Here is a 25121-nt window from a genome sequence, read left to right as displayed (position 1 = left end):
TCAGGCCCCGGTCCAGCGGAAGCCGCGCATCGGGATGTTCTCGATGCCGTCGAACGCGGGGTCCAGGTCGCGGAAGGCGTCGCGGATGGTGGCCACGTGCTTGCGCACGTTGTCGCGGTTGCGGCCGCTTTTCACCACGTCGAAGAGTTCTTCATAACTCACCACCTCGCCGGTGCGGGCGTGCAGCGTGGCCAGGATGCGCTGGGCCGTGAGCGGCAGGTTCACGCGCTGGCCGCGCCACAGGGGCGAGCGTTGCTTGAGCGGGTCCAGCTGCAGCTCGCCCGCGGCGGGCTGGGGCGTGCGGGCCTGCGCGGTGCGCAGGATCTCCAGGAAGGTGGCCACGAACTCGGCCTGCTCGAAGGTGGTTTTTTGCAGGTAGTCCCACGCGTCCAGCGCCTGCATGATGCTGCGGTACAGCGCCGCCGGCATGGCCGACACCACCAGCACCGGCGTGCCCAGGCCCTGCTTGTTGATCTCGTTGATGAGGGCCACGCCGGCATGGCGCTCGGCGCCGAGCTCGATGTCCAGCACCACCAGGTCGTAGCGCTCGCGGCGCAGCGCGGCTTCGGCGCTGGCGCGGTCGAAGTGCTGGTCCACCACCAGGCCGTCATGGGCGGCGCGAATCCAGCCGGCGAGCTGGTCGCTGGTGGTGGGGTCGTCTTCAATGACGGCAATGCGGGGCATGGCGGGCGATTATGGGCAGCCCCGCCCCGGGCTTGCCGGAAGGATTCTTCCGCCCCCAGCCTATGCTGGCGCGCATGACCGAGCCGGCAGACCCCACCCCCGCGGGCTTTGACCCCGCCGCCTTCGCCCAGCGCCAGCTGGACGCCTACAACGCCCGCGACCTGGATCGCTTTCTGGCCGAGTACACCGACGACGTGGTGGCCTACCGCCTGCCCGACGCCACGCCCCAGCTGGTGGGCAAGGCCGCGTTCGGCGCCCGCTACCGCGACCACCGCTTCAACCTGCCGGGGCTGCACGCCGAGCTGGTGAACCGCATGGTGTTCGGCAACAAGGTGATCGACCACGAACGTGTGCACGGCGTGGAGCCCCACCCGCAGGAGGTGGCGGCGATTTACGAGGTCACGCCCCAGGGCATTGCGAAGGTGTGGTTCGTCAGCGGGGGCTGACCGCTCGGGCCCGACCTCAGCCGCCGATCACGCCGCACGCCACGCGCGCGCCGCCACCGCCCAGCGGGGCGGGGTGGTCGGCGTGGTTGTCGCCGCCGGCGTGCACCATCAGCGCGCGGTTCTTCACATCGGCCAGCTTCAGGCGCGGGCCCAGCACCGGGGCGCTGGCGGTGCCGTCGGCGGCCACGAACAGCGGGGGCAGGTCGCCCAGGTGGCCGTCGCCCCAGGGCTCGCCGTGCTTCTTGGTGCCGGCCGGGTCCAGGTGGCCGCCGGCCGCACCGGCAGGCACGGGCGTGCCGTTGTTGTCGCCCGGGGCGCACGAGGGCTTTTCATGCACGTGAAAGCCATGCAGGCCCGGCGGCAGGCCTTGCAGCGTGGGGTAGAACGCCAGGCCGTACGGTGTTTCGACGATGCGCACCGACCCCACCGCGGTGCCGCTGCCGGCCTTCTCGGCGGTGGTGAGGGCCACCGTGGTTTCGGCCGCGAGGCTCAGGCTGCTGGCCAGCAGGCAGGCGCTGGCAATCAGGGCGTGTTTCATGGGGTCAGTCCTTGCAAGGAAAGGGAGCGGGCAGGATAGCAACCGCCGGTTGCGCCGGGCGTGCCGCGCCGGCTTGGCCCCTCACGCGGCTTGGGGTTCGGTCTCGGCCACCGGCACGGGCAGGTCCAGCCGGGCCACGGTGCCTTGGCCGGGCTGGCTCTCCAGCCGGATGGCGCCGCCCAGCAGGTTCTCCACCAGGCTGTGCACCACGAACAGGCCCAGGCCGCTGCCGCCCTGCCCGAAGCGGGTGGTGAAGAAGGGCTCGAACGCGCGGCTGAGCTGTGGGCTGTCCATGCCGTTGCCGTTGTCGCGCACCTCCAGGCCCAGGTGGCCGAGCGCCGCGGGCGTGGTGCCCACGCGGATCTGCCCGGCGCTGCCCTCGAAGCCGTGCACGCAGGCGTTCTCGAACAGTTGTTCCAGCACCTGCATCAGCACGTCGCGGTAGCCGTCCAGCACCAGGGTGTCGGGCACGTCACAGATGAACTGCACATGCCGCACCGACATGCGGGCCTGCACGCGTGCCCAGGCCTGCAGCGCGGCCTCGCGCAGCCGGAAGGGCAGCCGCACCGCGCGCCCGCCGTCTTCGGTGAGTTGCTTGAAGCGGGTGATGAGCTGCAGCGCCCGCTGCACGTTCTGTTCCACCAGCAAGGCCGCGTGGCTGGCCTGGGTCATCCAGTCGGCCAGCTCCTGGCGGCGCAGGGCGCAGTGGCTGGCGAGTTTGTCCTGCACCACGCGGCTGCGTTCGCGCACTACGTCGGCCGACAGCAGGGCGTTGCTCAGCGGCGTGTTCATCTCGTGCGCAATGCCGGCCAGCAGCTGGCCCAGCGCCGCCAGCTTGCGGCTGCTGATGAGCTCTTCCTGCGCCTGCAGCAGCTCGCGCGTGCGCGCCTGCACCTGCGTCTCCAGCCACTCGGCGGCGCGGCGGCGCTCTTCCTCGCGGCGGGCCTGGTCGATGGCGATGCCCGCCAGATGACTCGCCACGCGCAGCGCGGTCAACTCGTCGTGGCCGGGGCTGCGTTGCTCGCGGTAGTACATCGCAAAGCTGCCGATCACGCCCTGCCCGGCGGCGTGGATGGGCTCGGACCAGCAGGCCTTGAAGCCCAGCGGCACCAGGTGCTTGTAGGGCGCCCACAGCGGGTCGGAGTCGATGTCTTCCACGATGACCGTGCGGTCATGGAACATGGCCGTGCCGCAGGAGCCCACGCCTGGGCCGATGGCCAGCCCGTCCAGCAGCTGCAGGTACTCCGCCGGCATGCGCGGGCCGGCGCCGGGGTGCATGCGCAGGCTGTCGGTGTCCAGCAGCATCACGCTGCAGTACAGCCCGTCGAACTGCGCCTCGATCAGCTCGGTCAGCCGGTTCAGCACCCCTTGCAGCGGTTCGCCGCTGGCCACCAGCTGCAGCAACTCGTTCTCGCCCTCGCTCAGCGCTTTGGTGAACGACAGCTGGGTCAGGTCCACCAGGCACAGGGTGACCGGGTCGTCCACCGCGAGGGAGCGGTGCAACATCAGCTCGTGCAGGCGAGGGCGGGCGTCCCGGCCGGTCAGGGGCCACAGCAGCCGCTGGGTCTGGCCGGGGCGCAGGGCGTGCACCGCGGCTTCCAGCGCCGCGCCGCTGTGGGGCGGGTCGTCGGCCGGGCACAGCGCCACCAGGGGCCGGCCGGCCAGCGCGGCCGTGGGCAGCCCTAGCACCTCGGCCCGCCCGGAGGCGGCCTGCACGATGGGCAGGCCCGAAACGGGCCGAACGGTCAGCATCGCGACGTGGGCCAGGTTGTCCATGGAGTCCTCCGCAGTTGGGGGGTTATACGGGTTGTCCCCAGGACTGCCAAGTGCGGGAGCGCTTCGCTGTGCGCCGAGGGTCAGAATCACCCCTTTTGTTGCCCTGGATCAAGCCGCCATGCCTCAGATGTTGCTCATCGTCGAACCCATCGGCCAGCGGGCCGAGCGCGGCCGTGTGGACGGCGAGGCGGCCTACCAGCGCATGCTGGACTTCGCCGGCCAGCTGCAGGCCGAGGGCCTGCTGATGGGCGTGAACTCGCTGGGCACCGCTGCCCGCCGCCTGAGCAAGCGCGACGGCGCCGTGCAGGTGCTGGACGGCCCCTTCGCCGAGGCCAAGGAAATGGTGGGTGGCTACTTTTTGCTGGACACCGACGACGCCGCCGTGGCGCAGGCGTGGGCCGAACGCTGCCCGGCGGCCGAGTGGGCCACGGTGGAAATCCGCGGCGTGGGGCCCTGCTACACCTGACCCGCACTTTGGGGCGCCGCGGTAAGGGGGGCACCCCGGGTTTGTCGAAATCGGCCGGGCTGGATCGTCGTGGACTTGAACGCAGCCCGAAGTGCTGCCTCAAGCGCTGCCATTTCCCAGGAGAGACCCACCATGCGATTCATGATCCAGGTTCGCGCCACCGCCACCAGCGAGCGCGGCGCCCCCCCCGGCCCCGAGTTCGCGCCCATCTTCCAGGCCATGGGCGCCTTCCATGAGGAACTGGCCCGCGCCGGCGTGCTGCTGGACGCCGCCGGCCTGCGCCCCAGCCGCGACGGCTGGCGCCAGCGCTATGCGGCCGACGGCAGCGTGCAGCGCATCGACGGCCCGTTCGCTGAAACCAAAGAGCTGATTGCCGGCTACACGCTGATCCAGGTGCGCTCGGTGGACGAAGCCCAGGCCTGGGCCAGCCGCTTCCCCATGCCCTTCCCGCACGGCGGCTGCGAGGTGGAGGTGCGCCGCCTGTACGACGAGGCCGACTTCGCCCCCGGCGGCGACATGGCCGGCCCCGGCACGCAACAAGTTCAGCCTGGCGGTGCCGCATGAGCGCCCTGGTGTACGCGCTGGGCGCCGTGGGCCTGGCGGTGGTGGGCGTGCTGGCGGTGGCTGCCACGCGGCCCGACGAGTTCCGCGTGGAGCGCCGTGCCCGCCTGGCGGCGCCGCCTGAAGTGGTGTGGCCGCTGATTGGCGAGCTGCGCGCCTTCAACCGCTGGAACCCCTACGAGCGCAAAGACCCGATGCTCAAAGGCGCCTACAGCGGCCCCGAGCGCGGCGTGGGCTCGCGCTACGACTGGGCCAGCAAGGAAGTGGGCACCGGCAGCCTGGAAATCACCGGCCAGCAGCCCGGCCGGGCGGTGCAGATGAAGCTGGACTTCATCCAGCCCTTCGAGGCCCACAACCAGGCCGAGTTCGCGCTGCAACCCCTGCCCGACGGCGCCACCGAGGTGCGCTGGACCATGCACGGCCCCGCCAACTTCATGAGCAAGCTGATGGGCCTGTTCATCAACATGGACGCCATGGTGGGCCGCGACTTCGAGGCCGGCCTGCAGCACCTGCGCGAACTGGCGGAGGCGCCGCGATGACCGACCTGCAGTTCAGCATCGACATCGCCGCCCCGCCCGCCCGCGTGTGGGACTGCATGTTCGACCCCCTCGCCTACCGCGACTGGACGCGCGCCTTCTGCGAGGGCTCGTACTTTGAAGGCCACTGGGCCACTGGCCACCGCCTGCGCTTTCTGGACCCGCAAGGCTTTGGCATGGAAGCCGTGGTGGACGAAGCCACGCCCCACACGCGGCTGAGCCTGCGCCTGGTGGGCGAGCTGCAGGACGGCCGGCCCGTGGCCGACAGCCCCCTCCACCAGCACCCCGCCCGCGAGACCTACACCTTCACCCCCGCGCCCGGCGGCGGCACGCACCTGGCCGTGCAGCTGCAGGCCTGGAACGACGGTTTCCTCGCGTTTTTGAACGACACCTGGCCCCGCGCGCTGCAGCGCCTGCAGGCGCTGGCCGAGTCCACCCACTGAAAGCCCGCCATGCACCAGCAGATCTACGTCAACCTGCCCTGCAAAGACCTGGCCGCCAGCCGCGCCTTCTTCGAGGCCCTGGGCTACACCTTCAACCCCCAGTTCACCAACGACCAGGGCGCCGGCATGCCGCTGGGCGAGAACCTCTACGCCATGCTGCTGGCGCAAGACTTTGCCCGCACCTTCACGTCCAAAACCCTGGTGGACCCCCGCACCGCCACCACCGGCTGGGTGTGCCTGAGCTGCGCCAGCGACGCCGAGGTGGACGCCCTGGTGGCCAAGGCCGTGGCGGCCGGCGGCACCACGCCCACGCCCGCGCAAGACCACGGCTTCATGTACGGCCACGGGTTTGAGGACCTGGACGGCCACCACTGGGAACTCGTGCACATGCGCGGCCTGCCCCCCCAAACCTGACCCGGAGACCCCTTCATGCGCTTCACCACCAAGCTCACCCCCTTCGTTTGGTACCAGCGCGGCGCCGAAGACGCCGTGGCCCACTACCTGCACGTGTTCGGCCCCGGCAGCGGCCGCGTGCTGCACACCCAGCGCTGGGGCGAAAACGCCCCCGGCGAGGCCGGCACCGTGATGCTGCAGCAGGTGGAGCTGCTGGGCCTGCAGTTCACCGCCTTCAACGGCGGCCCGCACTTCAAGCTCAACGAGGCCTTCTCGCTGGCCGTGGCCTGCGACAACCAGGCCGAGGTGGACCACCTCTGGGCTGGTCTGCAAGCCGGCGGCGGCCGCGAGAAAGCCTGCGGCTGGGTGGAAGACGCCTGGGGCGTGTCCTGGCAAATCATTCCCGCCGTGTGGCTGGACATGATTCGCGACCCCGACGCTGCCCGCGTGCAGCGCGTGTTCCAGGCCATCTGGGCCATGGGCAAGATCGACATCGCCACGCTGCAGCGCGCCTATGACGGCGCCTGACAGCACGGCCACTGGCAAGGCTGCCGACATGACCGCTGACCCCGCCCCTGACATGACTGCTGCGGACCGCACCCTCGCCACCCAGCGCCTGCTGCCCGCCGCCCCGGCGCAGGTGTGGCAGGCCCTGACCGACCCCGCCCAGCTGGCCCGCTGGTGGGGCCCGGCCGGCTTCAGCAACGAGGTGCAGCACTGCGACCTGCGCGAGGGCGGCACCTGGCACTTCTGGATGGTGGCGCCCGACGGCCAGCGCTACTGGAACGAATGCCGCTTCACCACCCTGCAGCCCGAGCGCCACTGGGCGCTGGCCCACACCGTGGCGCCGCACTTCACGCTCAGCCTGACGCTGGCCGCCGAAGGCAGCGGCACCCGCCTGCACTGGGCGCAGTGCTTTGAGACCGCCGCGCTGCGCCAGGGCTTGGAAGGCATCTGCCGCCCGGCCAACGAGCAAAACCTCGACCGGCTGGCGGCCCTGCTCGCCGCGCCCGCCGCGTGAGCCCGGCCGAGGCCGCTGCCACCGCGTGGCGCCTGGAGCGCAGCCGGCTGGTGGGCGCGGCCGCCAAGCTGCTGCACGACCTGGACGAAGCCGAAGACTGCGCGCAAGACGCCCTCATTGCCGCCATTGACACCTGGCCGCGCGACGGCACGCCCGCCAACCCGGCCGCCTGGCTCATGACCGCCACCCGCCACAAGGCTCTGGACCGCCTGCGCCGCCGCGCCATGCTGGAGCGCGAGCACGAACACCTCGCTGCGGATGACGTCGCCAGCGGCACCCACGTCGTGCCCGACTTCACCGACCAGCTCGACGCCGCACGTGACCAGGCCGAGATCGGCGACGAACTGCTGCGCCTCATCTTCATCGCCTGCCACCCCGTGCTGCCGCGCGAAGCCCAGGTGGCGCTCACGCTGCGCCTGCTCGGCGGGCTGGAAACGGCCGAGATCGCCCGCGCCTTTTTGCAGCCCGAGGCCACCGTGGCCCAGCGCATCGTGCGCGCCAAGAAGGCGCTGAACGGGCAAAGCTACGAACTGCCCGGCCCGGCCGAGCGCACGCAGCGCCTGGGCGCGGTGCTGGCCGTGGTGTACCTGATCTTCAACGAAGGCCACAGCGCCGGCAGCGGCGCCACGCTGCTGCGCCCCGCGCTGTGCGACGAAGCCCTGCGCCTGGCCCGCCAGCTGCAACACCTGCTGCCGCACGACGCCGAGGTGCACGGCCTGGCCGCGCTGCTGGAGATCCAGGCCTCCCGCCTGCCCGCGCGGCTGGATGCGCAAGGCCGCCCCGTGCTGCTGCCCGAGCAAGACCGCCGCAAGTGGGACGCCCTGCTCATTCGCCGCGGCCTGATAGCGCTGGACCGCGCGCTGGCCCTGGGCGAGCCCGGCCCCTACGCGCTGCAGGCCAGCATCGCCGCCTGCCACGCCCGCGCCGCGCGGGCGCAGGACACCGACTGGCCCGCCATCGTGGCCGGCTACGACCGCTTGCTGGCCCTGAACCCCTCCCCCGTCATCGCACTGAACCGCGCCGTGGCAGTGAGCTTCGCCCACGGCCCCGCCGTGGCCCTGCCCCTGCTGAACGCGCTGGCCGCCGAGCCCCAACTGCAGCGCTACCCCTTCCTGTCCGGCGCCCAAGCCGACGTGCTGGAACGCCTGGGCCGCCCGAGCGAAGCGCGCGCCGCCTACCTGCGTGCGGCGGAGCTGACGGACAACGAGGTGCAGCGGCAGATGCTGGTGGAGAGGGCGGGGAGGTTGGGGAATTGAGCAGCGGCGCGTCGGGTGGTTGTCAAACCGTTGCAGATTTCCGGTTAGACCCGCTTGGCCTCTGTGTCGATGAGGTACCGAATGAAAGCTACTCCGATATGGACGGCGAGCTCTGCTTCGGCGACATGCAGCTTGTTGGTTGTGACGTGCCCATGCCGAACCATTGGCGTTGCGTTGGAGTAGACGTAAAGCTTCTCTACAGAATCCATCAGGTGCTTCGGTACATCCGGGCGCTTGCGCAGTGCTTTGATAGCGTCACCGAGAGTAGCCGATCCTGGTGCTACGACCTTGGCGACGCTTTCAAGCGCACTCACCATCTCCTTGACTGCGTTCGCCTCGTCAATCGGATGCTGGTAGAGGTAGGCCAGCGCCTTTTGGTAGTGCCCGCGTGCGGCGTCGTATCGGCCTGAAATCCCGGTTGCAGTCGCACTGACTCGATCTGCGAGGGCTTTGGGAATCTGACGATGAAGCTCACTCGCTTCGTTGAGGCTCCATCCGATTCCGTCCTCTTCGAGCAGGGCGTTGAGGCGCGTCTGGTAAGCCTTGAACCAGAATTGCTTCGACGTGGCGAACGGATCGTCGTCGATCTCAAGAATCAGTTTGCCGACCATTTCCACAAAGTCGTAGAACTCGAGCCAAGTGCAGTCCTTTAGATGAGCCGTCAGTGCGGCCCATGGACTTTCGTTGTCATAGTCCGAGGGATCGGCCTCGTCCCGTATCAGTGCACAGAACTTCTCGTGGGTCTCATGGATATCGAGGCGTTCTGTGCGTCGGCCATACCTTCCGGAGGTTGTGACAAAGTCGCTCAGTACGCCTTTGATGTACCCGATGCGGGTGGGCTTCGGAGCGTCTTCGAGGACCAGCGCCTGCTCCCCGGTCTTGCGTGCGTAGCGTGCAGAGAATCGCATTTGTTGGGCTTATCGAACAGAGGGCACTTTCTCCTCCCGAGCCAGCCGCGCTGCGGCAAAAGGCAACCGAGAGCCACGATGGGAAGTGCGACTGCTCGTCAACTCGTTCGGAAGGGGAATTTCCTAACGATTCTGACCGTGGGTGTTGAGCTCGCCAAGAACGTTTTTTCGGTTCACGGCGTCAACGAGGCTGGCCAAGCCGAACGGAACCCTCCGGCGGTGCCGCGCGACAAGCTGCACAAACTCATTGCCAGCCGTGGGTCAGATCATGCCCCGCCCTGCATGACCGGGCACTCGCTCCCGCCGTGCGCTTCGTAGCGTCGGACAGCCGGTTGAAACGTCCGTTGAGTGGCAAGTGTGGCGCCAGTGAATCGTGCCGTTCGCATTCGCGCCGCAGCGCGGCGTGGAATGCCGTCTTCCCGCGTATCCTGCGGCGCTTCTTGGCCTCCAAAACCCGTTCGTTCCTGCATGCCCACCTTCTCCCGTCGCTGGTTTGTGGCCGCCCTGGCGGCAGCGTGGGTTGGGGGCCTGGCCAGCGCGGCTCGCGCAGAGGCGCTGGAGCCCCAGGCAGTGGACCGGATCGTGGCTTTGGATCGGGACACCACCCTGTCGCCCGCGGCCAAGGAATCGGCCATCCGGGCGGCGTTTCAGGCGTTCCAAGCCCGACACGCGGCGGCGCTGAGTGACCTGTCCACCGCGTCGGCTGAGACCTTGGGCGAATGGGGGCGGCTGCTCGGCTTCGTGGTCTACGCCACCCATCACGACCGGGCGTTGCTGGGCCCGCTCGCGCAGCTGCGGCAGGCGTACGCGCGCCGGGGCATGGTGCCGCCGCTGGCCTTGCGCGCGCGGCTGGTGTCGGCGTGGGTGGGGTTCCGCGACTTCGACACGGCGCGTGCGGTGGCCGCCGAGATGGACACGCCGCTGGAAGACCTGCCCCCGGTGGAGACGGCGGCTGGCGCTGAGGCTGCAGCGGCCACCGTGCTGCGGGTGGATGCCGAATACGGCGTGCTGCGCCGCGAGCCCCTAAGCCTGGGCGATGCGCCGCATCTGGTGGTGGTGAGCTTCATCGGCTGCGCGTTCAGCCGCCGTGCGGCCGATGCCATCGAGGCCCACCCGGCGTTGCGGCAAGCGATGCGCGAGCACAGCACCTGGATCGTGGAGCCCGGGCCGCTGCATTTCAGCGAGGTGCGGGCCTGGAACCGCCAGCACCCGTCCACCGCGTTCACCTACGTTGACGGGTTGGCGCCCTGGGCCTTCATCGACGACTGGGCCACGCCCACCTTCTACGTGGTGCGTGCCGGGCGGCTGCTGAACAAGTTCCAGGGCTGGCCTGACGATGCGCAGGGCGTGGCCACCTTGCTCTCTGCCCTGGCCTCAGCGGGCCTGGTGATGCCAGCGCCCCGCTAACCGCACGGTGCAGCGCCGCGGGCTGGGACGATTTGTCCAGTTGCTGAACGGCGGTGCGTCCGTAGGATGTCCACTGCGCGGCTCACAGCAGCGCTGTGCCGAATGCTTCGCACCGGCGCCGGGGTGTGCAGCCCGTTCAACCTCAGCGCGGCGGCGTCGGTCGCGCTCATGGGTGTGCCGCCTGGATCAGGTGGCCCCGCCTCTTCACCCCTGAAAGCTCCCCACCATGGAATGGATACCCGTGGGCCTCTTGGCCTTCAAAGCGATCGTGTTCGGCACGGGCATGTTTTTCGCCATCAAGTGGCACTACGACCGAGAAAAACAGGAGAAGGCCAAGAAGATGAAAGAGCAGGACAAATGACGTCGTTGGAGTTCTGCGCGCTCACCCGCAGCACCAACCGCTGACTTGACGGAACACCCCGTGCAGCGGGCATTGCCGCTGCAGCGCGCTGCGCGGCCCGTGCACTGAGCCGCGCCCGCCTTCGTCTGCTGGTGCCCGGCCTCAGGGCAGGCGGAAGGCGCCCACGGCCTGGGCGAGTTGTTCGGCGTGCTGGCGCATGGCGCTGGAGGCGGCGGCCGTTTCTTCCACCAGGGCGGCGTTTTGCTGGGTCATCTGGTCCAGCTCGTGGATGGCACCGCCCACCTGGGCGATGCCTTGCGCCTGCTCGCGCGCACCGTTGGAGATGGCGTGCAGCAGGTCGCCCACCTGGCGGGTGCTGTCCACGATGGCGCGGATGGTGGTGCCGGCCTCGGCCACGATCTTCTGGCCGTTGTCCACGCGTTCGCCGCTTTCCAGGATCAGCTGCTTGATCTCACGCGCCGCCTCGGCGCTGCGCTGCGCCAGCGCCCGCACCTCGCTGGCCACCACGGCAAAGCCGCGGCCTTGTTCGCCTGCGCGCGCCGCTTCCACGGCGGCGTTGAGGGCCAGGATGTTGGTCTGGAAGGCAATGCTGTCGATGACGCCGATGATTTCGCCGATGCGCCGGCTGGACGCTTCGATGCCGGACATGGTGCCCACCACCTGCTCGATCACTTCGCCGCCGCGGTTGGCCAGTTGCACGTTGCTGGTGGCGGTGCTGGCGGCCTGGGTGGCGCCGTCGGTGGTGCTGGCCACGGTGGCGCTGATCTCTTCCATCGCGGAGGCGGTTTCCTCCAGGTTGGCAGCGGCCTGCTCGGTGCGTTGGGACAGGTCCATGCTGCCGGCGGCCACTTCTTGTGACGACAGGATGATGGCGTCGGCCGCCTCGCGCACGTCGCGCACGGTGCCGCGCAGCGAGGTTTGCATTTCGGCCAGGGAGCGCAGCAGGTCGGCGGTTTCGTCCTTGCCTTTGGGCAGCAGCGTGTCGGTCAGGTCGCCCGCTGCCATGGCTTTCATGCGCTTGGTGAGGGTGCGCATGCCCGACTGCATGGACAGGTAGAAGCAGTAGAAGAAGTACACCCCGCCCAGCACCAGCAGCGTGACCACGGTGGCCACGGCAACGATGCGGCCGCGCAGGCGCGATTCCCGAGCTTCCAGCAGCTGGTCCAGCATCTTGGCCACCGACTTCTGCATCTCCCCCAGCGCCAGCACGGCCGCAGTGCTCTGCTTGACGATGTCGGCCGGCGCCGGCATTTCGGCCGATTGCTGCATCACCAGCGGCTCCATCTGCGCCACGAAGGCCTTGGCGGTGTCCAGCTTGGCCTTGAGCGGGGCCAGCGGCAGCGAGGCGTTGAACTCGGCGGTGCGTTGCAGGTCTTCTTGAATGAGCGTCAGCGCGCGCTTGTCCACGGCGAGTTGGGCGGCCGCCTTGGCCGTGAGCTTGCCGTTCTGCGGGTCTGCGGCCAGGTTGGCCAATGCGGCGCGCGTCAGGCCAAAGCTTTCCAGCAGTTCCGGCAGGTTCACGGTGGAGATGAGCATCAGGTAGTAGGTGTCACCTTCCGGGTCCAGCGCCAGGCCGCTTTCGTCGACGCAGTGCTGGATGAGTTCGCCCAGTTGCAGGCTGAGTTCGACGTAGGGCTTGCGCACCTCGGCGGCACTGAGCCCGCCGGGCTGCTGGTCTGCCGCCCGGTGGGCGGCCGTGAGCGCCTGCCAGTGCTCGGTGCCGGGGTTGGGCAGGGCGTCCAGCAGCGGCTTGCCTTCCTTGGCCAGCCGGTCCATGGCTGCCTTGAAGCGGCTGCGCAGGTCGCCCACATCGGGCCGGTCCACGCCGTTGGCCTGGTCCACCAGCGCGCGGCGCAGCAGCTGCGTGGCCTCCATGACCGGCACCATCAGCTCGATCGCGCTGAGCCCGCGGCGCTCCATCTGGGTGGCTGCGAGCTCGGCCCGTCGGTCTGACACCAGCAGCCCCACGGTCACCAGGATGGGCGCCAGCAGGAACGCCAGGATCACCGCCGCCTTGGACGGGAAGCGCATCGTGCGAAACCACGACACGCCGAGGCGGGCCCACAGGGGCGTGCTTGAGGGGTTGGAGCTGGCGATGGCGCGCGGGGCAGAGGGGTTTGGCATGGCGGGATGACAGGTCAGAAAAAGGCGCAGGGGCAGGGCGCAGGGCGCAGGGTGGTGGCACCGCTGAACCGCCGATGCCGATCGATATCAGCGGCACCAAGCCATGTGCCGCGAGGCTCGCTTGGGCCTGACGGCGCAAGAGCTCCGGCGCCGGAGTGTTCCGACAACCCTCTGCACTTGCAACGGTGGCCCTTTGGCTGCGCGCGCGGGCCGTGCGTTTGTACCGGAGCGCGGCAGCCCCACCGTGGTGCGAATGCCGCGCGGACCACGGCGCGTTGCAAACGAAGTGCAAGGTTGTCAGTTGAACGAAAGCATCTTGCTCAGCACGCTGGCCGCGCGCCGCCGCTGTGGGCTCCTGGGCTGACCGCCCGGGGGGCGCTCAGGGATGTTTCAGCAGGGCGGTGGCCGCCGCGACGCGCAGGGCCAGTGCCACCGTCTCGTCGTTCAGCACGCGTTGCAGAAAGTGCCGCGGGCTCACGTCGGGTGTGGTGCCAGCAGCGCCGGCCGCCGGGGGCTCAACGGCTGGTAATGCTGGTAACGCTGGCGCTGCTGGCGCTGCTGGCGCTGCCGGTGCGGGCACACCGGCGGGCAGGCGCTGCATCGCTGTGTCCAGGGCGGCCGGCTTGATGCTTTGCAACGGCGCCAGCAGGTCGGCCTGCCCCTCGGCGCTGGGCGGGATGTCCAGCCAGGGCGTGTCGGCGAACACCGGCGCGAGGTCCGGCGCAACGAAGGCCGACCAGTTCTCGGTGCCAGCCTGCGGTGCTGGCACCAGCGGGGCCTGCCAGGTTGGCCCCGTGCTTGTCGGCATGGCCCGCACCCGCGACGGGGCAATGCCCGGCAGGTACTGCGCCCGCAGTTGCGCCAGGAAGGCCGCAGCGCGTGTGCTGCTGACCGGCTGCTGCAGCGAGAACCACAGCTGCAGCCCGTCGGTGCCCGACACGGCAATGGCCGGGGCCGGCAGCTGCAGGTCGGCCTGCACGCCGCGCCAGACGGGCGACAGCGCCGCCCAGTCGGCCGGCCTGGCCAGTTCCAGCACCAGGGCTCGCACCTCACCCTGGGCGCTGATCAGGGCCTCGCCCGGCGTGGCAGCGGGCAGCCGGTACAGGCGCTGGAGTTGGGACTCAAGGCGATTCATGGCGATGCATCGTGGCTCAGGGCGTGGGGCGCGCGTCCACGCGCAGCACGGGGTAGAGGTTGAAGCGCTCGTCCCAGCTCGGGTGGCGGCGGTGGAAGAAGGCCAGGCGCTGCTCGGCGCTGGCGGCAAAGGCGGGGTCGGTGCGCAGCCGGGTTTGGAATTCCTCGGCCAGCGCCGGGCTGGCGGCCAGTTGCTCGCGGGCCACCTGCTCGGCCACGTAGGGCTCCATGTATTCCTTTTGCTCGAAGGCGGCGTCGAACCGGCCCCAGGCGGCCAGGGCGTCGGGCGCGTCGGGCTCCAGCAGGTTCATCACGAGGCGCGCCAGCGGTTGGGCAATGGGCACGAACAGGCTGCCGGCGGGCAGGGCGCGGGTCTCGGTGGCCCAGTCGCCGGCCAGGTCCGCACGTGGGCGGCCTTCCACGCTGGGGGCGCTGCGCTTCACGGCGGTGGCGCGAAAGGCTTGCACAGCCAGCGCGTCGTGGCCGGCGGTCAGCCGCTCGAAGCGAATGCCGTGCTGCGCCAGCTTCTCGCCCACCCAGCCGGCGTGTTCGGCCGGCACCAGGTAGCCGGCGCGGGGCGCGGCGCGCAGGCGGTCGGGCACGATGCGGTCGCGCAGCGGCAGCTTCCACACCTCGGGGCGGGTTTCGTCGTAGCGCGTCATCAGCGCGCCGGAGATGTCGCTGGGCGTGCGGGTGTAGGCGTAGCCGAGGAAGTCGATGGTGCGGGCGTCGTCCAGCGTGCGCCAGGCCAGCGGCAGTTCAGTGAGCTGCGCGGCGCGGGCGTCAGCCTCGTGCGCTTGCGCCAACCACTGGCGGCCGTGGGTGGCCACGAGGTTGAGCACGGCGTCCACGGTTTGGCGGGTTTGGCGCACGCGGTGGGGGTAGGGGCGCCAGGAGTGCGTTTCCACCAGCATGCCCAGCCGGTTGCGCAGCACGAAGTAGCCGGTGGAAAAGCGCGGGGTGGACACCGAGTCCTTGAAGCCGCTGGCCGGGTTGTCGGCCTCCACGAACGACGGGTAGAACGGCAGCGGCAGGCCGCCCTGGGCGCGCAGTTGCTCGATCACGCCGTCGCGCCAGGCACGGCCGGCGGTGCGCAGGGCCTCGTCGCCCGACTGCACGGGCTCCACCATCACGGCAATGTCGTGCTGGAACTGCGCGCCGTCGGTGGTGTGCAGGTCCACGGCCACCAGCGGGTCCCAGGTGCGCACCAGGCCCAGCATGGCCTGCATCTCGGGCGCGTCGGCCTTGGCGTAGTCGCGGTTGAGGTTGAGGTTCTGGGCGGTGGTGCGCCAGCCCATCTGCTCGGGGCCGCGCTGGTTGGGGCGGTTCCAGGCGCCGAAGCGTTCGTGGCCGTCCACGTTGAACACGGGCACGAACACCAGCACCTGCTGCTTCAAGGCGCCGGGCCGGGCGAGCTGCTCGCGCAGGGCCAGGAAGCCGGCGTCCTTGCCTTCAATCTCGCCCGCATGGATGCCGCCCTGCACCAGCGTCACCGGCAGGCCGCGGCGGTGGGCCGCCTCGGGCGTGAGCGCGCCGGACTGGCTGGCCACCAGCGCCCACATCGGCCGGCCCTGCGGCGTGGTGCCGAAGCGCGTGCAGCGCACCTCACGCGGGTGGGCGCGGGCGAAGCCGTGGCACAGGCGGTCCACTTCGTCGTAGCGGCCGGTTTGCGTGAAGCCGCTGCGCTCGGCGTGGGTGGTGAGGTCGGGTGCGCGCGGGGCGGCGTGCAGGGTGGGGCTGGCCAGCAGCGCCAGCAGGGCCAGCGGCCAAGGGAGTCGGCGCATCAGCGGTCGGCGGCGCTTTCGCGCAGCATGCGTTGCATCAGGGTGAAGAAGCGGTCGTAAAAGCCGCCGGCGGGAATGGTTTCGGAGGCCACCTTCACCATCGAGTCTTGTGTGGACGACAGCGGTACCGAGATGGAGCCCAGCGCGCTCACGCCCAGGCTGGCGGCCTGCGAGCTTTTCTTGATGACGTAGCGGTCTTGCAGCGCGCTCACGTAGGCCGTGGCCACCTGCTGCTTGGCGCCCTCGCCCACGCACACCACGTTGAAGGCGATCTCCACGTGCACTTCGCCCTCGGGCTGGAAGCGCTTGGCGCCCTGCACCATGCCGCCGCCGGCTTTGCTGATGACGTAGCCCTGGCTCAGCAGCGCCCGGCGGGCGGCTTCGCAGGTGTCGTCCACGTTGGCGTCGAACAGCCGCGAAAAGGTTTCTTCGGCGGTGAACTTCTCGCCTTGGTACACGGCCTTGGGCGGCTTCTCGGGCAGCGAAGGCAGGGCGCTGCAGCCGGCCAGCAGGGCGGCAAGCAGGGGCGCGAGGAGCAGGGTGCAGATGCGAGGCATGGCGGGATTATTCCGTCGTCGTGTCGCGCTTTTGTTGCGCTGCGCGGCGTGCTGCAACGCGCGATGGCGGCACCGCGCTGACCGGGAGAACCCGCGCCGCCCAAGCCCCCAGCCCGGCGCCCGGCCCCACCGCGGCCGAGAATGCCCGCATGACTGCCCTTCACCTCTGTATGCGGGCCTGCGCGTTGGCCCTGGCCGTGCTGCCGTGCGCGGTGCTGGCGCAAGCGAAGGCGCCGGCAGCCCGCTTGATGCCGGCCGCGCCGGCCACCGCACCGGCCACTGCAACCGCGCCTGCGACTGCAACCGCCACTGCAATTGGTGGGCACGGCATGGCCGTGTTCGGCGGGCGCGAGGGCCTGTATGCCTCGCACCTGCCCATGTTCCACGCCCCGCACGACAGCCAGGTCGTGCTGCGCTTTCATCTGGCCGACGCCGCCGCCGACCGCCGCCTGCGCGAAACCCTCGCCCGCGAGCCGCGCCTGTGGACGCTGGACCCCGAAACCTTCGACCTGCTGCGCCTGAACCCGGCGCACGCCCAGCCGCTGCGCGAGTTCGACGCTCGCTTCTTCCAGGGCCACTTCGAGCGCGGCGGCCAGCCGCAGCCCGGCACCCAGCATGTGGTGGTGGACGAGGTGCTGCTGTTCAGCCGCCTGCAGCCCGAGCCGCGCACCGGCGGCACCGGCCGCTACCTGCTGGTGGGCCGGGGGGAGGAATGGTTCGCGCTCAAGCGCATCGACCGCCGGCCGGACTTCGACCACATCCTGCGCCTGGCCCCGCCGGGCGTGCATCAGGACGTGACCGTGCCCCTGAACGGCCTGGCCCGCCCCACCGCCGCGGTGCAGCGCGCCTTCCAGTCGCCCGGCGTGGCCGAGCTGTATTTCGAGACCGACGACCTGCGCTGACCCGGAGCACCCACATGGACCACCCCACCGCCACCCTCACCCAACGCCAGAACTACCTGTTCGAGCACCGGCACGGCGCGCGCGATGCCGTGCTGCTGGCCGACGAGCCGCCGCCGCTGGGCACCGGCCAGGGCCCGGACCCGGTGGAACTGCTGGCCTCGGCCGTGGGCCACTGCCTGAGTGCGTCGCTGTGGTTTGCCTGCCAGAAGTACAAGGACGACCCCTCGCCCCTGCGCACCGAGGTGCAGGCCACCGTGGGCCGCAACGACCGCGGCCGCAACCGCGTGCAGGCGCTGGCGGTGGATCTGCACCTGGGTCAGCCAGCGGCAGACCTGGCGCACCTGCAGCGGGTGCTGGACACGTTTGAAGACTTCTGCACCGTGACGCAAAGCATCGCCGCCGCGATTCCCGTCACGCTGCGCGTGCTGGACAGCACCGGCGCGGTGGTGAAGGGCTGAGGCCCGGGCGCCCAGGCGCAAAAAAGCCCGCGCGAGGCGGGCTTGTCTTGCAGCGTCGGAACGCGGATCAGGGATAGAGGCCACGCTCTTCGCGGGCCTGCAGCACGCGCGTGCAAGCCACGGTGAACGCGGCGGTGCGCAGCGGAATCTTGTGCTGTTCGCCGGTTTCCCAGATGTGCTTGAACGAGCCCACCATGATCTTGTCCAGGCGCAGGTTGATCTCGTCTTCCGTCCAGAAGAAGGACGAGAAGTCTTGCACCCACTCGAAGTAAGACACGGTCACGCCGCCGGCGTTGGCGATCACGTCCGGCACCACCACGATGCCGCGGTCGGCCAGCACGGCTTCGCCGTCGGGCGTGGTCGGGCCGTTGGCGCCTTCCAGCACCAGGCGGGTCTGCAGGCGCTGGGCGCGCTCGGCGGTGATCTGGCCTTCCAGCGCGGCCGGGATCAGCACGTCGCTCTTCACGCCCCAGAAGTCTTCGTTGGCGATCATGTCGCCGCCCTTGAAGCCGGCCACGCCACGGGTCTTGGCCACGTGGTCCAGCAGGTCGGCCATGTCGAAGCCGTTCTGGTTCAGGATGGTGCCGGTGTGGTCTTGCACGCACACCACCTTGGCGCCGTTGGCGGCGAACAGCTTGGCGGCGATGGAGCCGACGTTGCCGAAGCCCTGCACGGCCACACGGGCGCCTTCCATGTCGATGTTCAGGCGGCGCATGGCTTCACGGCCCACCACGAACACGCCACGGCCGGTGGCGGCCACGCGACCCAGCGAGCCACCCAGTTCGATGGGCTTGCCGGTGACGACGCCGGTCGCCGTGGCGCCGACGTTCATCGAGTACGTGTCCATCATCCAGGCCATGATCTTGCCGTTGGTGTTCACGTCGGGCGCCGGGATGTCTTGCGTCGGGCCGATGATGATGCCGATCTCGCTGGTGTACCGGCGCGTAACCTTTTCCAGTTCCTTCATCGACAGCAGCGACGGATCGACACGGATGCCGCCCTTGGCGCCGCCGTAGGGCAGGTTCACCGCGGCGTTCTTGATCGTCATCCAGGCCGACAGGGCCATCACTTCTTCCAGCGTGACGTCCGGGTGGTAGCGCACGCCGCCCTTGCCCGGGCCGCGCGTCAGGCTGTGCTGCACACGGTAGCCCTCGAAGTGGGCGACGGTGCCGTTGTCCAGCTCGATGGGGATGTCCACGATCAGCGCGCGCTTGGGGCGGCGCAGCGTCTCGACCCACTTGCTCAGGTGGCCCAGGTAGGGCTCGACCGCGTCAATCTGCGACAGGTACGTTCCCCACGGACTGTTGCGCGTGGGCGAAACGAAGGACAGGTTGGGCATGAAATGCTCCGTAACTTTGAGTGGGGCGAACGGTATCGCGAAGCATCCCTTCGCTGCCAGAGCTTGTCTAGCCAAGTGCTCATGCGCTTATGCAAGCCGTGCATGGCCCCCGCAGACCCGTGCCGAAATTCACGGGGTCCCGGCACGCCGCCCGGGGCGTTGAGCGGCCCGCATACCATCGCCCGGTGACCTCGCTCGACCTTGCCCTCCTCTATCTCGTGGCCGCCGTGCTGGGTGTGGTCGTCTGCCGTTCGCTGAAGCTGCCGCCCATGCTGGGCTACCTGGCGGTGGGGGTGCTGATCGGGCCGAACGCGCTGGCCTTCGCGCACGACTCGGCGGGCATCCAGTACCTGGCCGAGTTCGGCGTGGTGTTCCTGATGTTTGCCATCGGGCTGGAGTTCAACCTGCCCAAGCTGCGGGCGCTCAAGACCGCGGTGTTCGGCCTCGGCCTGGCGCAGGTGGTGCTGACGGTGGGCGGCGCGGTGCTGGGCAACGCGTTGCTGGTGACCGGCTTTGCCGCGCTCGGGCGCGCGTGGGACTTGAACTGGGAAGGCGCCCTGGTGCTGGGCGCGGCCATGGCCATGAGCTCCACCGCCATCGTCGTGAAGCTGATGGCCGAGCGGCTGGAGCTGGAGAGCCCGCACGGCAAGCTGGTGATGGGCGTGCTGCTGTTCCAGGACTTGGCCGTGGTGCCGCTGCTGGTGCTGATTCCGGCGCTGAACAGCAGCGGCGGCGAGATGGCCGAGGCGCTGGCCTGGGCCGGGCTCAAGGCGGCGGTGCTGCTCACGCTGCTGCTGTACGGTGGCCAGAAGCTGATGCGCTGGTGGCTCACGCTGGTGGCCCGGCGCAAGAGCGACGAGCTCTTCATGCTGAACCTGCTGCTCGTGACGCTGGGCCTGGCCTGGATGACCGAGCACGCGGGCCTGAGCCTGGCGCTGGGCGCTTTCGTGGCTGGCATGCTGATTGCCGAAACCGAATACAAGCACCAGGTGGAGACCGACATCCGGCCTTTCCACGATGTGCTGCTGGGCCTGTTCTTCATCACCATCGGCATGAAGCTGGACTGGCACCCCTTGGTGGACCACTGGTGGCTGGTGATCTTGCTGACGGTGATGCCCATCGTGGCCAAGTTCGCGTTGATCGCCGGGCTGGCGCGGCTGTTCCGCTCGCCGCCGGGGGTGGCGCTGCGCACCGGCCTGTATCTGGCGCAGGCCGGCGAGTTTGGTTTCGTGCTGCTCACGCTGGGCGCGCAGCAGCGGCTGATTGCCGAGCAGTGGGTGAGCCCCGTGCTGGCCAGCATGGTGATGTCCATGCTCGCCACGCCGCTGTTGGTGATGTACAGCAACCGCATCGTGATGAAGCTCTCCAGCAGCGACTGGCTGATGCAGTCGGTGCAGCTCACCACCATCGCCAAGAAAAGCATCAAGAGCGAGGCCCACGTGATCATCTGCGGCTACGGCCGCTCGGGCCAGAACCTGGCGCGGCTGCTGGAGGGCGAGCACATTCCGTACATGGCGCTGGACCTGGACCCCGACCGCGTGCGCCAGGCCGCCGCCGCCGGCCAGAGTGTGGTGTTCGGGGACGCGGCCAAGGTGCAAAGCCTGATGGCGGCGGGCCTGGCGCGGGCCAGCGCCGTGGTGGTGACCTACCACGACACCCCCTCGGCGCTGAAGATCCTGAACCTCGTGCAGACGCACGCGCCGCGCGTGCCGGTGGTGGTGCGCACCATCGACGACGGTGACCTGGAAAAGCTCAAGGGCGCCGGCGCCACCGAGGTGGTGCCCGAGGCGATTGAGGGCAGCCTGATGCTGGCCTCGCACGCGCTGGCGCTGGTGGGCGTGCCCATGCGCCGCGTGATCCGCATCACCCGCGACGCGCGCGACAAGCGCTACGGCCTGCTGCGCGGCTACTTCCACGGCGCCGATGACGACACCGCCGACGAGGTTGAGCAAGCCCGCCTGAGTTCCGTCACCCTGCCCACCGCCAGCGCCCATGCCGGCGAGCTGCTGGACGACCTCGCCCTGCACGCCCTGGGCGTGGCCGTGGTGTCGCTGCGCCGCGCCAGCGGCAAGGGCGTGTTCGTGGAGTCGAGCACCGTGCTGGCCGGCGGCGACACGCTGGTGATCAGCGGCACGCCAGCCGCGCTGGCGCTGGCCGAGAAAAAGCTGCTGGTGGGCTGACCGTCCAGGCCCGCGGCCGGGGTGTGAGCCCAGGTGATTACTCCCCCCGCGGCGTAGGGGTTGTTGCCCAGGAAATGTTGGCTGGCCACGACAAACGCACCGCTACAGTGCGCCGCGTCCAGCCGTGGCACAACGGCCTGCAGGGAGGAAAACACACGCACCGGGGTTGCATGGCGCCAGCCATGCGCCGGGCGTTGGCGTTCCCGAAGGCGGTGGCAACGGCCGGCCCGTGTTCATTCAACCTAACGATTCAGAACCATGAAGCTTTTCAACGCTGCCGCTCTGGCTGCCATCGCTGTCCTGTCCACCGGCTGCGCGTCCATCCTCAACGAGCCCACCCAATCGGTGAACATCACCTCGTCCACGGGCAAGCCCATCACCGGCTCGGTGGACGGCAAGGCCTTCACCGCACCGGCCGTGGTGCCCTTCACCCGCGCCAAGGGCGACAAGATCGTGACCGTCGACACCGCCGGTTGCGCCAAGAACACCACCGTGGCCAGCACCGTGGACTCCAAGTTCTTCATCAACATCCTGAGCGGCGGCGCCTTCGGCTCCACGACCGACTACTCGACCGAACGCATGTGGAAGTACGCGGACTCGGTGGTCGTCAGCTGCCAGTGATCCAGCGCCTGCGCTTGCGCATGCAAAGCGGCCTTCGGGCCGCTTTTGCATGGCTGTGTGTGGCCGCAGCCCCTGTGGCCATGGCCGACGTGGCCGACGTGAACGAGGTCGCCACCCATCCCGCCTGGGCAGCGCTGCTGCATGTGCGAGATGGCGAGCCCATGGTGCGCGACCCTGCGTTCCTGCTGACGCTGTCGCAGTTTTCCTTGCAAGCCGAGTTGCAGGCCACGCTGGCCCTGCTGCAGGGCCCCGACCCCCAGGCGGTGTGCCGCTTTCCGGCTCGCTACATCTGGCTGCACAGCCAGGGCGTGTTGCCCGAGCGCTCGCTCGCGCACTGCGCCGACCTCACCGAATTCAATGCCCGGGCGCCCATGGACGAGGTGGCGCTCGTGTTCGCCTCAGAAACACTGAGCCAGCCCTCGAGCATGATGGGCCACGTGTTCCTGAAGCTCAGCGGGCGCGACGCCACCGGCCAGCCGCGCGAGCACGCGATCTCGTTCTTCACCGAGCCGGTGACTTGGAACCTGCCGCGCCTGTTCTGGCGCAGCTTGGTGGCGGGCATGCCCGGGTACTTCACGCTGAGCCCCTATGCCGAGCAGGTGCAGGGCTACATCGGCCGCGAGGGCCGCAGCCTGTGGGAACACCCGCTGCGGGTGGACGCAAGCCAGCGCCGCCTGCTGCAGGCCCACCTGATGGAACTGCGCCCGGTGCAGTTCACCTACTACTTCCAGCGCTACAACTGCGCCACGCTTGTGAAGCAGGTGCTGGCGGTGGTGCAGCCGGCGGTGCTGGACACGCCGGACCTCTGGACCACGCCCAAGGATGTGGTGCGCGCGGCGCAGTCGGCCGGCGTGCTGGAGCCGGCGCGCTCGCTGAGTGCCCCGCGCTGGACGCTGCATTTGCTGGACGGCGCGCTCGACGCCGCCGATGTGGCCGCCGTGCAGGAGGCCGTGGCCACGCAGTCGCTCCCGGCTGCCGCGCCGCAGGCAGCCCGCAGCTTCCTGCGCCAGCAGGCGGCCTTGGCGCTCAACCAGCACGTGGTGCAAAGCGGCCGACGGTCACCCGACGTGGCAGCGACCTACCAGCGCCGTTTGCAAGACGCCGCGCAGGCCGACCTGGCCCTGACCAGCAGCCCCGCGTTCAGCCCGGCGGCGGCACCGCCGGACTCCCAGCTCAGCGTGGGCGTGATGCGGCGCGACGGGGATGACGCGTTGCTGCTGGAGTTCCTGCCGGCCTCCCATCGGCTGGAAGACCGCAACGACATGTACTTCAGCGAGAGCTCGCTGCGGCTGTTCGACATCGCCCTCACGCAGTCGATGCACGGGCGCGGCGCGCGGGTGGAGCGGGCGACCGTGTACGCCGTGGAGTCGCTGCTGCCGCGTGACCGGTTCACGGGCGGCTGGTCCGGCCGGTTCAAGATCGGCCACGAAGCCCAGGTGGGGGCCGACCTGAGCAGCCGGGGTAGCTTGCGCGTGGAGGGGGGCCTCGGGCTGACCGAGCGCGTGGGCCGCGATCTGGACCTGTTCGCCATGGCGTCGGCCGGTGTGGGCGTGCGCCATGGGGCCTATGTCTTTGTGCAGCCCAGCGTGGGCCTGGTGTTGCGCCAGGTGTTCGACATGAAGGCGGTGATCACGCTCAGCGCCGTGAACAACGGCCTGGGCGAGGGACGCACAGTGCGCGAGTTCCAGTGGACGCAGGCCAAGTACCTCGGCCGCGACTGGACGCTGGTGGGCAGCTTCACGCAGCGTCAGCGGGGGGAACTCACCCGCCGCGAAGGCCAGCTGCGCCTCAAGCGGCTGTTCTAGCCGAGCAGGCGGGGCAGCACGCCCCGCTTGCACTTCAGTCGTTGCTTCAGGCCGCCGCCGGCCCGTGGTGCTGGATCAGGTTCAGCAGCACGTCTGGGTTGTGCAGCTTGCCCAGCGCCAGGTTCTCCCAGGCCAGCAGCTTGCCGCGGCGCTTGATGCGCAGCTTGCCTTGCTTGAGCGTGGTGGATTCGATCTCGGCCCAGGGCAGCAGCTCGCCGGTTTCCAGCTTGCCCTTGACCAGCCCGTCGCGGTGCGCGCCCAGGGCGCCGAAGGCGACGCGCTCGCCGCGTTCCAGGCGCTGCAGCAGAGCCGGCGCCACCTGGGCGTTGACGGCCTCGCGCAGGGCCTGGCCCAGCGCAGCCTGTTGGGCCACGCCGCCCACGAACAGGCCGTCGCCCAGCTTCACCTTGCGCGGGCCGGCCAGCAGCGTGTAGGTCACGGCCACGTTGCCGCGGAAGTGGCGCTCGGCCAGGGTCAGCGCCTGCACTTCGGTCCATTTCACGAGCAGCTGGCGGCCGGCGCGCCCGGCGCGGACCAGGCCTTCGGGCGTCACCAGCCAACCCACGCGGTTGCGCCACAGCGAGAAGGCGGCCAGCGCCAGCAGTGCGGCCAGCCCGCCCACCAGGGCGACGTCGAGTTCGTGCTCGTCCACCCAGGTGCCGGCGTCGTGGAACACCAGCATCGGCGCCACCAGCAGCGCCAGGCCGAAGCCCAGCAGCCAGGGCGAGGTGCCTTGGAAGGCGGATTCACCCGCGGCCTGCACGCCGCGCAGCCATTGCTCGGTCAGGCGGTCGGCGGCCAGCCAGGCGCCCACCAGGGCCAGGACGAGCACGCCGGCGGCCAGGAAGCCGGCGCCGTCGCCCGCGCTGCTGGGCGTGGCGCCCTCTTCCAGCCGCATGCTGGCTTGCGAGCGCCAAGGGCTGTCGGCGGTGAACTGCTCGCGCACGCGCTGCGGCAGTTCGTTGAACACACCCTCGTGGGCTTGGGGGCGACCGTACAGGTCTTGCGCGTTCATCGCGGCGGTGGCGCCCTCGCGGGTGCGGAAGTCTTGCGGCAGGCGCATCCACAGCTTGATGTCCACCGGCTGGCCGGCGGCGGCCGCCTCGAACGCGGCGCGCGAGCCCACGGCCACATGCACGTGGGCATGGTCCCCGCGCTTGCGGCTGTGCGAGGTCTCCACCACCCAGGTGGGCAACAGCCACACGTCGGTCACGGTGACCTTCTGGCCGTCGCGCGGGACGCGGCCGGCTTCGATGTCGGCCATGCTGACCTGCTGCATCACGCGCAGCGTGGGGTCGGCGTCGAGGATGTGGATGCCGTACAGCAGGGCGCTCAGGCCGATCAGGCCGGCGATGACTTTCAACCAGAGGTAGTGCTTCATGGGCTCCGAGGTTCAGGCGTTGACGGGGAACAAGGGGCCG

26 protein-coding genes and 1 pseudogene are annotated in these 25121 nt (G+C 69.9%); 17 read left to right on the top strand and 10 right to left on the bottom strand.

Annotated features, from left to right (window positions below):
* Complete coding sequence (locus ACG01O_RS10690; RefSeq protein ID WP_394384314.1) at positions 1–684, bottom strand: response regulator transcription factor; 684 nt, start codon at positions 682–684, stop codon at positions 1–3.
* 74 nt (positions 685–758) lie between these two features.
* Between ACG01O_RS10690 and ACG01O_RS10685 the strand changes: the two genes are divergently transcribed.
* Positions 759–1130 carry a nuclear transport factor 2 family protein gene (locus ACG01O_RS10685; RefSeq protein ID WP_394384312.1) on the top strand — a complete coding sequence of 124 codons (372 nt, stop codon included), beginning with the start codon at positions 759–761 and terminating at the stop codon, positions 1128–1130.
* Between the two features lie 16 nt (positions 1131–1146).
* Here ACG01O_RS10685 and sodC read toward each other — a convergent pair whose 3' ends face one another.
* Both sodC and ACG01O_RS10675 read right to left on the bottom strand, forming a co-directional pair.
* Positions 1147–1668 carry a superoxide dismutase [Cu-Zn] SodC gene (sodC, locus tag ACG01O_RS10680; RefSeq protein WP_394384310.1) on the bottom strand — a complete coding sequence of 174 codons (522 nt, stop codon included), beginning with the start codon at positions 1666–1668 and terminating at the stop codon, positions 1147–1149.
* Between the two features lie 81 nt (positions 1669–1749).
* Positions 1750–3444: a GAF domain-containing sensor histidine kinase gene (locus ACG01O_RS10675; RefSeq protein ID WP_394384308.1), complete on the bottom strand. Its 1695-nt coding sequence runs from the start codon at positions 3442–3444 to the stop codon at positions 1750–1752.
* 118 nt (positions 3445–3562) lie between these two features.
* On the opposite strand from ACG01O_RS10675, the gene ACG01O_RS10670 reads away from it, so the two are divergent.
* The 8 genes from ACG01O_RS10670 to ACG01O_RS10635 all read left to right on the top strand — a co-directional run bounded on the left by ACG01O_RS10670 (position 3563) and on the right by ACG01O_RS10635 (position 8120).
* A complete protein-coding gene (locus ACG01O_RS10670) occupies positions 3563–3910 on the top strand; it encodes a YciI family protein (protein WP_394384306.1) in 348 nt (115 codons plus the stop codon).
* 132 nt (positions 3911–4042) lie between these two features.
* On the top strand, positions 4043–4474 hold the full coding sequence (locus ACG01O_RS10665) for a YciI family protein (RefSeq protein WP_394384305.1): 432 nt from the start codon (positions 4043–4045) through the stop codon (positions 4472–4474).
* Entirely contained in the window at positions 4471–5010 is a 540-nt protein-coding gene (locus tag ACG01O_RS10660; protein ID WP_394384303.1) for an SRPBCC family protein, read from the top strand. The genes ACG01O_RS10665 and ACG01O_RS10660 overlap by 4 nt, the downstream gene beginning before the upstream one ends.
* Positions 5007–5450 carry an SRPBCC domain-containing protein gene (locus ACG01O_RS10655; protein WP_394384301.1) on the top strand — a complete coding sequence of 148 codons (444 nt, stop codon included), beginning with the start codon at positions 5007–5009 and terminating at the stop codon, positions 5448–5450. The genes ACG01O_RS10660 and ACG01O_RS10655 overlap by 4 nt, the downstream gene beginning before the upstream one ends.
* Positions 5451–5459: 9 nt before the next feature.
* Positions 5460–5864, top strand: coding sequence for a VOC family protein (locus ACG01O_RS10650; RefSeq protein ID WP_394384299.1), 405 nt, complete (start codon positions 5460–5462; stop codon positions 5862–5864).
* A 15-nt stretch (positions 5865–5879) separates the two neighbouring features.
* Positions 5880–6371, top strand: coding sequence for a VOC family protein (locus ACG01O_RS10645; RefSeq protein ID WP_394384297.1), 492 nt, complete (start codon positions 5880–5882; stop codon positions 6369–6371).
* Positions 6372–6399: 28 nt separating this feature from the next.
* Positions 6400–6864 carry an SRPBCC domain-containing protein gene (locus ACG01O_RS10640; RefSeq protein WP_394384295.1) on the top strand — a complete coding sequence of 155 codons (465 nt, stop codon included), beginning with the start codon at positions 6400–6402 and terminating at the stop codon, positions 6862–6864.
* Positions 6861–8120, top strand: a complete 1260-nt coding sequence (locus ACG01O_RS10635; RefSeq protein ID WP_394384292.1) for an RNA polymerase sigma factor — start codon at positions 6861–6863, stop codon at positions 8118–8120. The genes ACG01O_RS10640 and ACG01O_RS10635 overlap by 4 nt, the downstream gene beginning before the upstream one ends.
* A 44-nt stretch (positions 8121–8164) precedes the next feature.
* Here ACG01O_RS10635 and ACG01O_RS10630 read toward each other — a convergent pair whose 3' ends face one another.
* Positions 8165–9028, bottom strand: coding sequence for an AbiJ-NTD4 domain-containing protein (locus ACG01O_RS10630; protein ID WP_394384289.1), 864 nt, complete (start codon positions 9026–9028; stop codon positions 8165–8167).
* 78 nt (positions 9029–9106) lie between these two features.
* On the opposite strand from ACG01O_RS10630, the pseudogene ACG01O_RS10625 reads away from it, so the two are divergent.
* The 3 genes and pseudogenes from ACG01O_RS10625 to ACG01O_RS10615 form a co-directional block, all read left to right on the top strand.
* A pseudogene (locus tag ACG01O_RS10625) lies at positions 9107–9319 on the top strand (hypothetical protein); the annotation flags it as partial.
* A 177-nt stretch (positions 9320–9496) separates the two neighbouring features.
* Positions 9497–10435, top strand: coding sequence for a hypothetical protein (locus ACG01O_RS10620; RefSeq protein WP_394384287.1), 939 nt, complete (start codon positions 9497–9499; stop codon positions 10433–10435).
* Between the two features lie 226 nt (positions 10436–10661).
* The gene (locus tag ACG01O_RS10615) at positions 10662–10796 is read left to right on the top strand and encodes a hypothetical protein (protein ID WP_394384285.1); all 135 of its coding nucleotides are present in this window, start codon (positions 10662–10664) and stop codon (positions 10794–10796) included.
* Positions 10797–10937: 141 nt separating this feature from the next.
* On the opposite strand, the gene ACG01O_RS10610 is transcribed toward ACG01O_RS10615, so the two are convergent.
* The 4 genes from ACG01O_RS10610 to ACG01O_RS10595 all read right to left on the bottom strand — a co-directional run bounded on the left by ACG01O_RS10610 (position 10938) and on the right by ACG01O_RS10595 (position 16395).
* Entirely contained in the window at positions 10938–12920 is a 1983-nt protein-coding gene (locus ACG01O_RS10610; protein WP_394384282.1) for a methyl-accepting chemotaxis protein, read from the bottom strand.
* A gap of 379 nt (positions 12921–13299) precedes the next feature.
* The gene (locus ACG01O_RS10605; RefSeq protein WP_394384281.1) at positions 13300–14055 is read right to left on the bottom strand and encodes a hypothetical protein; all 756 of its coding nucleotides are present in this window, start codon (positions 14053–14055) and stop codon (positions 13300–13302) included.
* Positions 14056–14071: 16 nt separating this feature from the next.
* Positions 14072–15838, bottom strand: a complete 1767-nt coding sequence (locus ACG01O_RS10600; RefSeq protein WP_394384278.1) for a M14 family metallopeptidase — start codon at positions 15836–15838, stop codon at positions 14072–14074.
* The gene (locus ACG01O_RS10595; protein WP_394384276.1) at positions 15838–16395 is read right to left on the bottom strand and encodes a DUF2242 domain-containing protein; all 558 of its coding nucleotides are present in this window, start codon (positions 16393–16395) and stop codon (positions 15838–15840) included. The genes ACG01O_RS10600 and ACG01O_RS10595 overlap by 1 nt, the downstream gene beginning before the upstream one ends.
* 149 nt (positions 16396–16544) lie before the next feature.
* On the opposite strand from ACG01O_RS10595, the gene ACG01O_RS10590 reads away from it, so the two are divergent.
* Complete coding sequence (locus ACG01O_RS10590; RefSeq protein ID WP_394384274.1) at positions 16545–17297, top strand: hypothetical protein; 753 nt, start codon at positions 16545–16547, stop codon at positions 17295–17297.
* 14 nt (positions 17298–17311) lie between these two features.
* On the top strand, positions 17312–17755 hold the full coding sequence (locus ACG01O_RS10585; protein ID WP_394384271.1) for an OsmC family protein: 444 nt from the start codon (positions 17312–17314) through the stop codon (positions 17753–17755).
* A gap of 67 nt (positions 17756–17822) precedes the next feature.
* Here the strand turns inward: ACG01O_RS10585 and ACG01O_RS10580 are convergent, their stop codons facing one another.
* Positions 17823–19094, bottom strand: coding sequence for a Glu/Leu/Phe/Val family dehydrogenase (locus tag ACG01O_RS10580; protein ID WP_394384269.1), 1272 nt, complete (start codon positions 19092–19094; stop codon positions 17823–17825).
* A gap of 185 nt (positions 19095–19279) precedes the next feature.
* Between ACG01O_RS10580 and ACG01O_RS10575 the strand changes: the two genes are divergently transcribed.
* From ACG01O_RS10575 to ACG01O_RS10565, 3 genes are all read left to right on the top strand, one after another.
* Positions 19280–21274, top strand: coding sequence for a cation:proton antiporter (locus ACG01O_RS10575; RefSeq protein ID WP_394384268.1), 1995 nt, complete (start codon positions 19280–19282; stop codon positions 21272–21274).
* Positions 21275–21532: 258 nt separating this feature from the next.
* Entirely contained in the window at positions 21533–21895 is a 363-nt protein-coding gene (locus ACG01O_RS10570) for a hypothetical protein (RefSeq protein ID WP_394384266.1), read from the top strand.
* Between the two features lie 59 nt (positions 21896–21954).
* Positions 21955–23700 carry a lipoprotein N-acyltransferase Lnb domain-containing protein gene (locus ACG01O_RS10565; protein WP_394384264.1) on the top strand — a complete coding sequence of 582 codons (1746 nt, stop codon included), beginning with the start codon at positions 21955–21957 and terminating at the stop codon, positions 23698–23700.
* A 46-nt stretch (positions 23701–23746) separates the two neighbouring features.
* On the opposite strand, the gene ACG01O_RS10560 is transcribed toward ACG01O_RS10565, so the two are convergent.
* Positions 23747–25081: a DUF6585 family protein gene (locus tag ACG01O_RS10560; RefSeq protein WP_394384262.1), complete on the bottom strand. Its 1335-nt coding sequence runs from the start codon at positions 25079–25081 to the stop codon at positions 23747–23749.
* Between the last annotated feature and the right edge of the window lie 40 nt (positions 25082–25121).

This window comes from Pelomonas baiyunensis, assembly GCF_043555935.1.
GTDB classification, from domain to species: Bacteria; Pseudomonadota; Gammaproteobacteria; order Burkholderiales; family Burkholderiaceae_C; genus Pelomonas; species Pelomonas baiyunensis.
Note: the sequence above shows the minus strand (reverse complement) of the source record. Positions and strands in the feature narration are given on the sequence as shown.